Genomic DNA, 14,231 nt, shown 5'->3' on the forward strand with positions numbered 1-14,231 from the left:
TTCCTGATGAGTACCGTGCCGATGTCCAAGAACAATAATGATCTGACCCTCAGCGCTCCCCTCACCGGGCCGGTGCTGGCCCTGGGCAACGTTCCCGACGAAGTGTTCGCCAGCGGCGCGATGGGCGACGGCATTGCCATCGACCCGCTGAACGATTGCCTGCACGCACCGTGTGACGGGGTGATCATCCATGTCGCCCGCACCGGGCATGCGCTGACCATTCGCGCCGATAACGGCGCCGAAGTGTTGATGCATGTGGGCATCGACACGGTCGAACTGAAGGGCGAAGGCTTTGCCTTGTTGGTGAAGGACGGCGCGCGGGTCAGCAAGGGTCAGGCGTTGGTGCAGTTTGACCTGGACCGCATTGCGCGCCAGTGCAAGAGCCTGGTCAGCCTGATCATCCTGACCAATGGCGAGCGCTTCGAGTTGCGCGCGGTAGTGGAGAAAACGGTCAAGGTCGGCGAGCCGCTGGTGCAGATCGTGGCGCGTTCGGCGGCGTCGGCTCAAGCGCCTGTGGATAACTCGGAAGCTGAAGCCAGCGCTAACGTGCGCATCACCCATCGGGGCGGTTTGCATGCGCGCCCGGCGGCATTAGTGCGCAAGGCCGCCCAGGGTTTCAGCAGCCAGGCACAGCTGCAGTTCGGCGATAAGTCGGCGTCGTGCGACAGCCTGATTGGCTTGATGGGTTTGGGCATTGGCGAGGGTGACGAAGTCCGTGTGAGCTGTCGCGGCAAGGATGCAGAGGCCGCGTTGCAGGCGTTGGTCGCGGCCTTGTCCGCTGCTATCAAAGAAGAACACCACGCCCCTGCCATCGTCGCGCCACGCCGGGCAAATACCGAAGTTGGCGTGTTGCAAGGTGTGTGCGCTGCGCCGGGATTGGTCTGCGGGCCGCTGTTCCGCCTGACCGGTATCGAACTGCCAGCCGACACCGGCAACCATTCTGCCGACGAACAACTGCAACGCCTGGACGCTGCGCTGGAGCAAGTGCGCAGTGAAATCCGCACGACACTGGAGCACGCCCGCCAGCGTAAGAACGTCGAGGAAGAGGACATCTTCGCGGCGCATCTCGCCTTGCTGGAAGACCCGACACTGCTGGAAGCGGCCACCGGCGCCATCGAAAACGGCAGCGCCGCTACCCACGCCTGGCGCAATGCGATCCAGGCGCAATGCGCGGTGTTGCTGGCCTTGGGCAAACCCCTGTTCGCCGAACGTTCAAATGATCTACGGGATTTGCAACAACGCGTATTGCGCGCACTGCTGGGGGAAGCCTGGCACTTCGAATTGCCTGCAGGTGCGATCGTCAGCGCCCACGAATTGACGCCGTCTGATCTGCTGCAATTGAGTGCCCAGGAGGCTGCCGGCATCTGCATGGCCGAAGGCGGCGCCACGTCCCATGTAGCAATCCTGGCCCGTGGCAAAGGCTTGCCGTGTGTGGTGGCGCTGGGCGCCGACGTGCTCGACGTGCCCCAAGGCCAACGCGTGGTACTCGACGCCGTCAATGGCCGTCTGGAATTGGAGCCCACCGAAGCGCGTCACGCCGAAGTGCACCAGATTCGTAACGCACAGAACCTGCGTCGCCAACAGCAACAGGCCCAAGCCCAGGAGCCGGCGCGCACCCGCGATGGCGTGACCATTGAAGTCGCGGCCAATGTCGCCTCCAGTGCCGAAGCCCAGGTGGCCTTTGAAAACGGCGCTGATGGCGTCGGCCTGCTGCGCACCGAATTTCTCTTCGTCGACCGCCGCACCGCGCCGGATGAGCAGGAACAACGTCACGCCTATCAGGCAGTGCTGGATGCCATGGGCGACAAGTCCGTGATCATCCGCACCATCGATGTGGGTGGCGACAAGCAGCTCGACTACTTGCCACTACCTGTCGAAGCTAACCCGGTGCTGGGCCTGCGCGGTATTCGCCTGGCTCAGGTCCGCCCCGACGTGCTCGACCAGCAATTGCGTGCCCTGCTGCAAGTAAGCCCGCTGGCGCGGTGACGCATCCTGCTGCCGATGGTCAGCGAAGTGGATGAGCTGCTGCACATCCGCCAGCGCCTGGATCAACTGTGCGTAGAGCTGGAACTGACCCAACGCCCCGAACTCGGTGTGATGATCGAAGTGCCCGCCGCCGCGCTGATGGCCGACCAGTTGGCCAAGCACGCAGACTTCCTGTCCATCGGCACCAATGACCTGTCCCAGTACACCCTGGCGATGGACCGCGACCACGCCGGCCTCGCCGCGCGGGTCGACGCGTTGCACCCGGCGCTGTTGCGGCTGATCGCCCAGACCTGTGCAGGGGCTGCGAAACACGGGCGCTGGGTGGGTGTATGTGGCGCCCTCGCCTCCGACCCGCTGGCTACGCCGGTGCTGATCGGCCTGGGTGTCAGCGAACTGTCGGTGAGCCCGCCGCAGATCGGCGAAATCAAGGACCGCGTCCGCCACCTGGACGCGGCGCAATGCCGGCAATTAAGCCAAGGCCTGCTCGACCTGAGCTGCGCAAAGGCCGTTCGCCAAGCCTGTCAACACCACTGGCCGTTGAGCTGATAACAACAACAAAAGGAGACACGCCATGTACCAACATTTCATCGAAGGCCTGCAACGCCTGGGCCGTGCACTCATGTTGCCGATTGCGATCCTGCCGATTGCCGGCCTGCTGCTGCGCCTGGGCGACACCGACCTGCTGAACATCGCGGTGATGCACGACGCCGGGCAGGCGATCTTCGCCAACCTGGCACTGATCTTCGCCATCGGCATCGCCGTGGGTTTCGCCCGCGACAACAACGGCACAGCGGGCTTGGCCGGGGCGATTGGTTACTTGGTGATGGTCTCCACGCTCAAGGTGATGGACACGTCCATCAACATGGGCATGCTCGCCGGTATCGCCAGCGGCTTGATGGCGGGCGGGCTGTATAACCGCTTCAAGGACATCAAGCTGCCGGAGTACCTGGCGTTCTTTGGTGGGCGACGGTTTGTGCCGATTGTTACCGGGTTCAGCGCGGTCGGGCTGGGGGTAATCTTTGGTTTGATCTGGCCGCCCATCCAGCAAGGCATCAACAGCTTTGGCGTGCTGCTGATGGAAAGCGGCAGCATTGGCGCCTTCGTGTTTGGCGTGTTTAACCGCCTGCTGATCGTCACTGGCCTGCACCATATCCTCAACAATATGGCGTGGTTTGTGTTTGGCACCTTTACCGATCCGGCGACCGGTGCGGTAGTGACCGGCGACCTCACCCGCTACTTCGCGGGCGACCCGAAAGGCGGCCAGTTCATGACCGGCATGTTCCCGGTGATGCTGTTCGGCCTGCCCGCTGCGTGCTTGGCGATGTATCGGAATGCGCTGCCTGAGCGCCGCAAAGTGATGGGCGGGATTTTCCTGTCGATGGCGCTGACCTCGTTTTTGACCGGGGTGACTGAGCCGATTGAATTTGCGTTCATGTTCCTCGCGCCATTCCTGTACCTGATCCACGCCGTGCTGACGGGCCTGTCGATGGCTGTCACCAATATGCTGAATATCCACCTGGGGTTTACCTTCTCCGGTGGGTTTATCGACATGGTGCTGGGTTGGGGCAAGTCCACCAATGGTTGGTTGGTGTTCCCGGTTGGGCTGGCTTATGCGGTGATTTACTACAGCGTGTTCAACTACTGCATTCGTCGCTTCAACCTGAAGACACCGGGCCGGGAAGATGTCCAGGTGGTGCAGGCTGAGGTAATGACGGATAACCAGCGGGCCAGTGCCTACATCCGTGCGTTGGGCGGTTCGGCCAATCTGTTGAGTGTCGGCGCCTGTACGACGCGCCTGCGTTTGGACATGGTTGATCGCACCAAGGCGGTGGACTCGGAGCTCAAAGCACTGGGCGCCATGGCCGTAGTTCGGCCGGGGAACGGCGGGAGTTTGCAGGTGGTGGTCGGGCCGATGGCGGATAGCATTGCTGATGAGATTCGCTTGGCGATGCCGTCGTTTGTTGCCAGTGCACCGTTGTCGGCTGCGCCTGTGAATAAGCCGGTGACGGTGAATGTGCAGGAGGCCGAGAAATGGCTGAGCGCGTTGGGTGGCCGCGGGAATGTGCGGGAGTTGGAAGCGGTGGCGATGACCCGGTTGCGGGTGGAGTTGGGGGATGATTCGGGGTTGTCTGAAGCTGATCTCACTGCGCTAGGTTGCCAAGGCGTCAGCCAGCTGGAAAGCGGTGTTTGGCACCTGTTGATTGGTGACAAGGCTTTAGGGTTGGGCGAGGCATTGGAGCGGTTGGTTACCCGTCCAATCAACGCCTGACCACTCTGTGGCGAGGGAGCTTGCTCCCTCGCCACAGAGTGGGTGGGGTCAGTTGCTGATCGGTACTTCCTGTAGGTCCAACACTCTCAGTTGTTAGGAACTTCGGCAGACCCGAGGGTCTCCCGCACACAGCCACCATGACTCAATAACCGCTGTATGAAAGCGGCATGATTATAGGTGCGCTGTTCAGCACTAACAAATTATCGGCGGACTCTTTAATCTCGGTTACTCAATCCGAGCAAACCGCTCAATAACAGGCTGTTCTCTATGCTCTGCCTGCCACAGGTCATAACTGCTCTGCATTGAGAGCCACATCTGGGCCTTGCTGATGCCTGCGCGCTCAAGCCGCACAGCTAGATCAGGGCTAACAGGCGCATGCCCATGAAGAATTCTTGAAAAGGTTTCCCTAGCGAAACCCAGGCGTCGAGCAACTTCAGTGATCGTCATTCCAAGCCCGGGAATGACATCCTCAAGCAGTATTTCCCCTGGGTGAGGAGGATTGTGCATACCCATAAACAGACCCCTTCTCAGTGGTAATCCAGATAGTCGACCAGCTCGACTTGATCGTCATACATACGAAAAATGATGCGCCAGTTACCACTGATGCTCACTGACCAGTAGTCGACAAGATCGCCCTTCAAGCGATGGAAGCGCCAACCTGGCAGTTCCAGATCACTCCAATGAATCGCGCTATCTAAAATCAGCAAGACACGGCGCAAGCGATTCACGTGGTTGGCATTGATCCCTTTCGTTGAGCCCGTTTCATAAAAGATGCGAAGGCCTTTATGTTTCCAACTAACGATCATGGCGCGATTGTGACGTTATACATCACGCCCGGCAATAGCCGCATATCAGTTCTGGTCGTCAGACTCATAACATTCCACCACTGAGAAAATGCAAAGCAGGGAGGCTAGGGAGAGGAGTTCCGAGGGACAACCTGAAAGGCTTGTGGGAAAGATCTGAGGCGCCTGCGATGAGGCCCCACAGACAACAAGAAACCCGCTGACCAAACTGGCCCAGCGGGTTTCTTGTTTTTGCAGCGTGCGAGTTAAAAATCCGCCAACTGCCACACCTCATACGCCGGTGTCTCATACGGGTGGCTAAGCTTGAGCGCAGCCACAACCGCCGCAATCAATTCGTCCGCCACCACGAGCTCAACCTTCCATTCCTCAACCACTTCAACCTGGCCCACCTGCCCAATAAACGGCTGGCTGCCGTCCATTGCGCGAAATTGACCCTGGCCCAGCACTTGCCAGGCGCAGCTGTCGTAGCTGCCGATGCGCCCGCCGCCAGCGGCGAAGACGGCGGCTTTCACCGTCTCCACATGGCTGTCGGGCACGAAGAAGGCGAGCTTGTACACCGTCTTAGTTCACCCACGCGCGTGCGTTGCGGAACATGCGCATCCAGGCGCCGTCTTCGCTCCACTCCTCCGGGCGCCACGAGTTTTGCACGGCGCGGAAGACACGCTCCGGGTGCGGCATCATGATGGTCACGCGACCGTCGCGGCTGGTGAGGCCGGTGATCCCGCGCGGCGAGCCGTTCGGGTTGGCCGGGTAGGTTTCGGTGACCTTGCCGTGGTTGTCGACGAAACGCAGCGCCACGGTGCCGGACAGGTCGGCTTCGAGCAGGGCTTCTTCGCTGGCGAACTCGGCATGGCCTTCACCGTGGGCGATGGCGATGGGCATGCGCGAACCGGCCATGCCTTGCAGGAAGATCGAGTTGGATTCCTGCACCTGCACCATGGCAACACGGGCTTCGAACTGCTCGGAACGGTTGCGCACAAAGTGCGGCCAGAACTCGCTGCCCGGAATCAGTTCGCTGAGGTTGGACATCATCTGGCAACCGTTGCACACACCCAGGGTGAAGCTGTCGTTGCGCTCGAAGAAACCCTGGAACGCGTCGCGGGCACGGCTGTTGAACAGGGCCGATTTGGCCCAGCCTTCACCGGCACCCAGCACGTCGCCGTAGGAGAAGCCGCCGCAGGCGACGAGGCCTTTGAACTCATTGAGATCAACGCGACCGGCGAGAATGTCGCTCATGTGCACGTCGATCGCATTGAAGCCGGCGCGGTCGAACGCGGCCGCCATTTCCACCTGGCCGTTGACGCCCTGCTCACGCAGAACCGCAACGTGTGGACGAATGCCTTTCTTGATGTAAGGCGCTGCGATGTCCTGGTTGACGTCGAAGCTGAGCTTGGTGCTCAGGCCCGGGTTGTCTTCTTCCAGGATCAGGTCGAACTCCTGCTCAGCGCACTCGACGTTGTCACGCAGACGCTGGATCTGGAAGCTGGTCTCGGCCCACTGGCGTTGCAGCAAGCGGCGCTGGCCGGCAAACACGGTGTCGCCATTGAAGGAGATGTTGATCTCGCCGTTGTTGATCGGCTGGCCGATCACCGCCACGCAGTCGTCCAGGCCGGCGGCGCTGAATTGGGCGAGTACGTCCGGGGTCGCGTCCTGGCGCACCTGGATCACGGCGCCCAGCTCTTCGTTGAACAGGATGCCGTTGATTTCAGACGCATCCTCGGCAACGCTGTCGAGCACGATGTTCAGGCCGCAGTGACCGGCGAAAGCCATTTCCACGACGCTGGTCAGCAAGCCGCCATCGGAACGGTCGTGGTAGGCCAGCAGGTGGCCGTCGGCATTCAGGCCCTGGATCACGGCGAAGAAGGCTTTGAGGTCTTCGGCGTCGTCGACGTCCGGCGCGTGCTTGCCGAGCTTGCCATGGGTCTGTGCCAGGATCGACGCGCCCATGCGGTTCTGGCCACGGCCGAGGTCGATCAGGATCAGGTCGGTGGTGCCCTTGTCCATGCGCAGTTGCGGGGTCAGGGTCTGGCGGATGTCGGTGACCGGTGCAAAACCGGTAACGATCAGCGACAGCGGCGAGGTGACGCTCTTGTCGGTGCCGTCTTCGTTCCAGCGGGTGGCCATGGACATGGAGTCCTTGCCTACCGGAATGGTGATGCCCAGCTCCGGGCACAGCTCCATGCCGACTGCTTTAACCGTGTCATACAGGCGTGCATCTTCACCCGGGTGACCGGCAGCGGACATCCAGTTGGCCGACAGTTTGATGTCGGACAATTTACCGATACGCGAAGCCGCGATGTTGGTGAGGGTTTCACCAATCGCCATGCGGCCCGACGCCGGAGCGTCCAGCAGGGCCAGCGGCGTACGCTCGCCCATGGCCATGGCTTCACCGGTGTAGACGTCGAAGCTGGTGGCGGTGACGGCAACGTCTGCCACCGGAACCTGCCACGGGCCGACCATTTGGTCACGGGCAACCAGGCCAGTGATGGTGCGGTCGCCGATGGTGATCAGGAAGCTTTTGCTCGCCACGGCTGGGTGGTGCAGCACGCGTTCGATACTGTCGGCCAGCTCCAGGGTGCTTGGGTCGAAATCATCGCCCAGCTCGGCTTCACGCACGGCCGAACGGTGCATGCGCGGGGCTTTGCCCAGCAGCACTTCGAGTGGCATGTCCACCGGGCTGTTGCCGAAGTGGCTGTCGGTGACGGTCAGTTGCGGCTCGGCCGTGGCTTCGCCGACCACGGCAAACGGGCAACGCTCGCGTTCGCAGATGGCCTGGAAGCGCGCGAAGTCTTCAGGGCCAACGGCCAGAACGTAGCGTTCCTGGGATTCGTTGCTCCAGATTTCGTGCGGGGCCATGCCCGGTTCGTCGTTTGGAATGTTGCGTAGTTCGAAACGGCCGCCACGGTCGCCATCGTTGACCAGTTCGGGGAAGGCGTTGGACAAACCACCGGCGCCGACGTCGTGGATGAAGCTGATCGGGTTCTTGTCACCTAACTGCCAGCAACGGTCGATGACTTCCTGGCACCGGCGCTCCATCTCTGGGTTCTCGCGCTGTACCGAAGCGAAGTCCAGGTCCGCCGAGCTGGTGCCGGTGGCCATGGAGGACGCTGCGCCGCCGCCCAGGCCGATCAACATCGCCGGGCCGCCGAGGACGATCAGCTTGGAGCCGACCAGGATCTCGCCTTTCTTGACGTGTTCTTCACGGATGTTGCCCATGCCGCCGGCCAACATGATCGGCTTGTGGTAGCCGCGCACTTCATCGCCACGCGGGGTGGTGATGGACTGTTCGAAGGTACGGAAATAACCGGTCAACGCCGGACGACCGAATTCGTTGTTGAACGCGGCGCCGCCCAGCGGGCCTTCGATCATGATGTCGAGTGCGGTCACGATGCGCTCAGGCTTGCCGTACGGCACTTCCCACGGCTGTTCGAAGCCGGGGATCTGCAGGTTGGACACGGTGAAACCGGTGAGGCCAGCCTTGGGCTTGGCGCCACGGCCGGTAGCACCTTCGTCGCGGATTTCGCCGCCTGAACCGGTGGCTGCGCCAGGGAACGGGGCAATCGCGGTCGGGTGATTGTGGGTTTCAACCTTCATCAGGATGTGCACCGGCTCCTGCACCGCGCCGTACTGGCGGGTCTCAGGGTCCGGGAAGAAACGGCCGGCAACAGAGCCGACGATGACCGAGGCGTTGTCCTTATAAGCCGACAGAACGCCTTCGCTGTGCATCACGTAGGTGTTCTTGATCATGCCGAACAGGCTTTTTTCCTGGCTCTCGCCGTCGATGTCCCAACTGGCGTTGAAGATCTTGTGACGGCAGTGCTCGGAGTTGGCCTGGGCAAACATCATCAGTTCGATGTCGTGCGGGTTGCGCTTCAAGCCGTTGAAAGCGTTGACCAGGTAGTCGATCTCGTCTTCGGCCAGGGCCAGGCCCAACTCGGTGTTGGCCTTCTCAAGGGCGGCGCGGCCACCGCCGAGCACGTCAATCGCGGTCAGCGGCTTGGGCTCGGCGTGGCTGAACAGGCCGGCAGCCTGTTCCATCTGGCTGACGATGATCTGGGTCATGCGGTCGTGCAGGCTGCTGGCGATCAACTCGGCGTCGGCATCGCTGAACTGGCCCGCGACATAGAAGGCAATACCACGCTCCAGGCGCTGGATTTTTTCCAGGCCACAGTTACGGGCGATATCGCTGGCCTTGCTCGACCAGGGCGAAATGGTGCCGAACCGTGGCAGAACCAGAAACAAGCGGCCATTGGGCTCTTGAACGGGAACGCTCGGGCCGTACTTCAGAAGGCGTGCGAGCACTTGCTGTTCGTCGGCGGCCAACACGCCGGTAACGTCGGCGAAGTGAGCAAATTCAGCATACAGGCCTGTAACCGCTGGAACCTTCTGGCTCAGTTGCTCAAGGAGTTTGCTGTGGCGAAAGGCAGAAAGGGCAGGAGCGCCGCGCAGGATCAACATCTTCGGGACAGCCTCGGGAAGGGGTGTGCTTTGAGGCCGTGCATTCTAGCGTAAACCGCCGCCAACGGCACCCGAAACGCTACCGGTGGCGACTGCCAGACGTCAGTTGGCCGGATTGCACCGCTTTTGAGGGGGCGTCCGGGGTATTCCGCGCAGTTATTTTAACCGTCACAATCCCTCGCCAAGCCCCGTTTCTGCGGGCTGCAGCACAGTTTTGCAAGCGCTAGCAGACAAGTCCCGCGCTGTCGAGATATGGCGCCGTGGGCCGTTTGCGTATACTGCGCAGATGTTCTCCCCAACTGCTTTGCGCCCGCGATGCGCCAAATGGCTTATCGCAACCGGACTCTTCCTGATGCTCAGCGCCTGTGTTGATAAGCCCAGCACGCTCGAGCGAATCAAGGAGGATGGCGTATTGCGGGTGATCACCCGAAACAGTCCGGCCACGTATTTCCAGGACCGCAACGGTGAAACCGGTTTCGAATACGAACTGGTCAAACGCTTTGCCGACGACCTGGGGGTAAAGCTGGAGATCGAGACCGCCGACAACCTGGATGACCTGTTTGGCCAGTTGGGCAAGCCCAACGGCCCGGTCCTCGCTGCCGCAGGCCTGGTCAGCAGCGAACAGCGCCGGACGCAGGTGCGTTTCTCCCACCCTTATTTAGAAGTCACCCCACAGATCATCTATCGCAATGGCCAGTCCCGCCCGACGAACGCGGCAGACCTGGTGGGCAAGAAGATCATGGTGCTCAAGGGCAGCACCCACGCCGAACAACTGGCGGCGCTCAAGAAGCAGAATCCTGCGATTGAATACGAAGAGTCCGACGCCGTTGAAGTCGTCGACCTGCTGCGCATGGTGGACGAGGGGCAAATCGACCTGACCCTGGTGGACTCCAACGAAGTCGCCATGAACCAGGTGTACTTCCCCAAAGTGCGCGTGGCCTTCGACCTGGGCGATCCCAGCAATCAGAGCTGGGCCGTGGCGGCGGGTGAAGACAACAGCCTGCTCAACGAGATCAACAGTTACCTGGACAAGGTCGAGAAGAACGGCACCCTGCAGCGTCTCAAAGACCGCTATTACGGGCACGTCGATGTACTCGGCTACGTAGGCGCCTACACCTTTGCCCAGCATCTGCAGCAGCGGTTGCCCAAGTATGAGAAAAACTTCCGGGCCTATGCCAAGAAAGAGAAGGTCGATTGGCGCCTGTTGGCAGCCATTGGCTATCAAGAATCGCTGTGGCAACCGACCGTCACCTCCAAGACCGGCGTGCGCGGCCTGATGATGCTGACCCAGAACACCGCCCAGGCGATGGGCGTGTCCAACCGCCTGGACCCCAAGCAAAGCATCATGGGCGGCGCCAAGTACCTGGCCAAGATCAAGGATGAACTGGACAACAGCATCGCCGAGCCGGATCGCACCTGGTTTGCCCTCGCCGCCTACAACGTGGGCAGCGGCCATCTGGAAGATGCGCGCACGCTGGCCAAGCGCGAAGGTTTGAACCCGAACAAGTGGCTGGATGTGAAGAAGATGCTGCCGCGCCTGTCGCAAAAGCAGTGGTACAGCAAGACGCGCTACGGTTATGCGCGCGGTGGTGAGCCGGTGCATTTTGTGGCGAACATCCGGCGGTATTACGACATTCTGACTTGGGTGACGCAGCCGCAGTTGGAAGGTAACCAGGTGGTTGAGGGCAACCTGCACGTGCCGGGTGTGGATAAGACCAAGCCGCCGGAAGATAACTCGCAGCTGTAAGACACGCTATTCAACACGCTGCAAAACCCTGCGGGAGCGGCGGTGCGACTTGCCCGCGATGGCGGCCTGGCAGTCGAAATACCCGCAGCCTGACACACCGCTATCGCGGGCAAGCCCGGCTCCCACATTGATCTGCGTTGATCTCTAGACCGAGCCCAGCCCGGTAAGCAGGTGCACGACCCCACCCGCCAACACCATCACCCCAGGCACACCCGCAGCCTTTAACGCTGCAGCATCCACCTTCGCAGCATCCTGCAGCTGCACCCGCACCCGCGTCAGCGCCACCCGCTGCTGCGACTTGAGATTATCCGCGCCGCCCAACGCCCGTAGCACATCAGCCGACAACAAACCCGGCGCCGCTACCGTCTCGGCAATCAAATCCGGCGTGAGGGCCTTCCAGAACGCCTGCTGCAATTTCTCGAACATGCTCAAAGCTCCACAACAGGTGAGGTTTCAACGGTAGCCGCGTGATATTGGCGCAATGCCTCACGCACCTGACCGGCTTCTTCCAGGCCGAGCACCTGGCGGGCAATGATCTGGCAGCCAGCCAGGTCCAGCTCGCGCACGGTGGCCTTGATGGTGGGGATCAACGGCACGCTGACCGACAACTCATCCACACCCAGCCCGATCAGCACCGGCACCGCCAGCGCTTCGGACGCCAGTGCACCGCACACGCCGACCCACTTGCCATGAGCATGCGCGGCCTTGACCGTGGTGGCGATCAAGCGCAACACCGCCGGGTGGAAGCTGTCGGCCTGGCCGGCCAGGCGCGGATGGTCGCGGTCCATGGCGAGGGTGTATTGGGTCAAATCGTTGGTGCCGATAGAAAAGAAATCCACATGGGGCGCGAACACGTCCGCCATCAAGGCGGCAGACGGTACTTCAATCATGATCCCCAGCTTCGGCAACTCGCTGAGCCCCAGCGCCAGCGCTTCCTCTTCGAGGATCTTACGGGCTAGGCGCAACTCCGACAGCAGGCTGACCATCGGCAACATGATATGCAACCGCGCAAAACCGGCACTGGCGAGGATCGCGCGGAACTGTTCGCGCAGCAACTCCGGGCGCTCCAGGCACAGGCGGATGCCGCGCAAACCGAGGAATGGGTTGGTCTCGGCGTCCATGGGCACATAGGTCAACGGTTTGTCGCCACCAACGTCGAGGGTGCGCACCACAAGGTTGCGCTCGGAGCCCAGGGCACGGGCGATCGCGGTGTAGGTCGCCGCTTGCTCGTCGGGGCTCGGCGCGCGGTTGCGGTCCAGGTAGAGAAATTCCGAGCGCAACAGGCCGACGCCTTCCCCGCCGAGGTTCAAGGACTGTTCCACCTGCGTCAACGAAGCCACGTTGGCGGTGACTTCGACGTGATGGCCATCGCGGGTGGTTGCCGGTAGAGACGCGTGCGCCACGTCGCGCTGATGGCGCAGCGCCTGTTGCATGCGCGCCGCCTCCAACTGTTCGATCTCGGCCAGGTTCGGCTCAAGGTGCAGCTCGCCTTTGTCGGCGTCGAGCAGGACCTGTTTGCCATTGGCCAACGCCAGCACTTGGGCCGACACACCGCAAATCGCTGGTAAACCCAGGGCGCGGGCGAGGATCGCGACGTGGCTGGTTGCGCCGCCGCCGACCGTGACGAAACCCAGCACCTTGCGTGTATCCAGGCTGGCGGTCTGCGACGGCGTCAGTTGTTCAGCGATCAGGATCGCGCGTTCCGGCAAGTCCCAGGCGCTGTCTTGAATGCCGAGGATCAGTTTCAGCACGCGCTGGCCGACGTCGGCCAGGTCTGCCGCACGTTCGGCAAGCAGAGCATTGCCTGAGCCCTGGAACACGCTGGCCGTCGCGACCGTGGCACGGTTCCAGGCAAATACGGCGCTCTTGCCGTCAGCCAGCAGGCTGTGGGCTTGTTCCAGCAAGGTTGGGTCTTCGAGCAGTTCCTGATGTGCCCGGAAGATCTCTGCCTGGGCACTGCCGGCGGCCTTGTCTTGCAGAGCTTGCAGCGCTTCGGTTGCAGCCAGCAGGCCACGCGCCAGGGCAGCACGTTCAGCGGTTTCACCCGTGCCGTGTTCAATGATAGCCAGCTCAGGCTCGGTCACTTGAACGACCTGGCCAAACGCCGAACCCGGTGACGCACACACGCCCCGCAGCAGCGTTGCCGACAATACCGCCGCGACCGGTTCAGCAACGGTCGCAACCGCCTCGCCACAGCCTTCAGCCAACAAGCCCACCAGCGCGTTGATCGCCGCCTCGGCCTCCTCCCCTGCCGCGCTCACTTGCACGGTGTCGCCCTGCACGGTTTGCAACGCCATGATCGCTACTAGCGACTTCGCATTGGCGCTCTGGGTTTGCTTGTGCAGGTAGATGCTCGCATTGAAACCCTTCGCCGCCTGGGCGAGCACCGCCGCAGGGCGGGCGTGCAAACCGTTGGGGTTAGGCAAGGTCAGCGGTTTGGAGAACAGCGCATCGCCGTCCTCCTCGTCCAGCGTTTCAACAGTTTCACGTGGGGATAACTGCAACAACGGCTGGCCGACCGCCACAAGACCGTTCGCCAACAGGGTAAACGGCTCGCCGCTGACCACCAGCATCAAGGTCAGCAAACTGCGCGCATTGAGCGCCACATAATCGGCATCGAATTCGATCAGCGCTTGCCCGGCCTCCACCCGCTGGCCTTCCTGCACCTGCCGAGTGAAGCCCTGGCCTGCCAGGTTCACGGTGTCCAGGCCGATATGCATCAGCACCTGGACGCCGTTGTCGTCGGTGATGCTGACGGCATGCCCACTGTCCTGGATATTACTGATCACCCCGGCCAGTGGCGCGCAGAGGGTCTGCGACGTGGGGTCGATGCACAGGCCGTCGCCGATCAGGCGGCTGGAGAATACCGGGTCGGGCACTTTGTCCAACGCCAGCAGCACACCCGACAAGGGCGCCAGCAGTTCCAGGGGTTGAGTTGTGATCATGGCTTCACCTGCTGTTTTGTTCT

8 protein-coding genes and 1 pseudogene are annotated in these 14,231 nt (G+C 61.8%); 3 read left to right on the forward strand and 6 right to left on the reverse strand.

Features of this window, described 5'->3' with window-relative positions:
* Window positions 1-21: 21 nt before the first annotated feature.
* Window positions 22-2,532 (forward strand): annotated as a pseudogene (ptsP, locus tag AACY52_RS01230) (phosphoenolpyruvate--protein phosphotransferase).
* A 25-nt stretch (window positions 2,533-2,557) separates the two neighbouring features.
* Window positions 2,558-4,255: an N-acetylglucosamine-specific PTS transporter subunit IIBC gene (nagE, locus tag AACY52_RS01235; protein ID WP_339560176.1), complete on the forward strand. Its 1,698-nt coding sequence runs from the start codon at window positions 2,558-2,560 to the stop codon at window positions 4,253-4,255.
* A gap of 225 nt (window positions 4,256-4,480) precedes the next feature.
* On the opposite strand, the gene AACY52_RS01240 is transcribed toward nagE, so the two are convergent.
* The 4 genes from AACY52_RS01240 to purL all read right to left on the reverse strand — a co-directional run bounded on the left by AACY52_RS01240 (window position 4,481) and on the right by purL (window position 9,516).
* Entirely contained in the window at window positions 4,481-4,768 is a 288-nt protein-coding gene (locus tag AACY52_RS01240; protein ID WP_010207958.1) for a HigA family addiction module antitoxin, read from the reverse strand.
* 14 nt (window positions 4,769-4,782) lie between these two features.
* Window positions 4,783-5,061, reverse strand: coding sequence for a type II toxin-antitoxin system RelE/ParE family toxin (locus AACY52_RS01245; protein WP_015885715.1), 279 nt, complete (start codon window positions 5,059-5,061; stop codon window positions 4,783-4,785).
* Between the two features lie 242 nt (window positions 5,062-5,303).
* Window positions 5,304-5,615, reverse strand: a complete 312-nt coding sequence (locus AACY52_RS01250) for an NGG1p interacting factor NIF3 (RefSeq protein ID WP_339417325.1) — start codon at window positions 5,613-5,615, stop codon at window positions 5,304-5,306.
* Window positions 5,616-5,619: 4 nt separating this feature from the next.
* Window positions 5,620-9,516 (reverse strand): phosphoribosylformylglycinamidine synthase, encoded by a 3,897-nt coding sequence (purL, locus tag AACY52_RS01255; RefSeq protein ID WP_339427484.1) that lies wholly within the window; start codon window positions 9,514-9,516, stop codon window positions 5,620-5,622.
* 286 nt (window positions 9,517-9,802) lie between these two features.
* Between purL and mltF the strand changes: the two genes are divergently transcribed.
* Window positions 9,803-11,263: a membrane-bound lytic murein transglycosylase MltF gene (gene mltF / locus AACY52_RS01260; protein WP_339417328.1), complete on the forward strand. Its 1,461-nt coding sequence runs from the start codon at window positions 9,803-9,805 to the stop codon at window positions 11,261-11,263.
* Between the two features lie 144 nt (window positions 11,264-11,407).
* On the opposite strand, the gene AACY52_RS01265 is transcribed toward mltF, so the two are convergent.
* Complete coding sequence (locus AACY52_RS01265) at window positions 11,408-11,689, reverse strand: PTS transporter subunit EIIB (RefSeq protein ID WP_339420597.1); 282 nt, start codon at window positions 11,687-11,689, stop codon at window positions 11,408-11,410.
* Between the two features lie 2 nt (window positions 11,690-11,691).
* On the reverse strand, window positions 11,692-14,208 hold the full coding sequence (gene ptsP, locus AACY52_RS01270; protein WP_339560177.1) for a phosphoenolpyruvate--protein phosphotransferase: 2,517 nt from the start codon (window positions 14,206-14,208) through the stop codon (window positions 11,692-11,694).
* Window positions 14,209-14,231 lie beyond the last annotated feature (23 nt).

Origin of the sequence: Pseudomonas sp. EA_65y_Pfl1_P113 (genome assembly GCF_963970525.1) — a bacterium.
GTDB lineage: Bacteria > Pseudomonadota > Gammaproteobacteria > Pseudomonadales > Pseudomonadaceae > Aquipseudomonas > Aquipseudomonas tritici.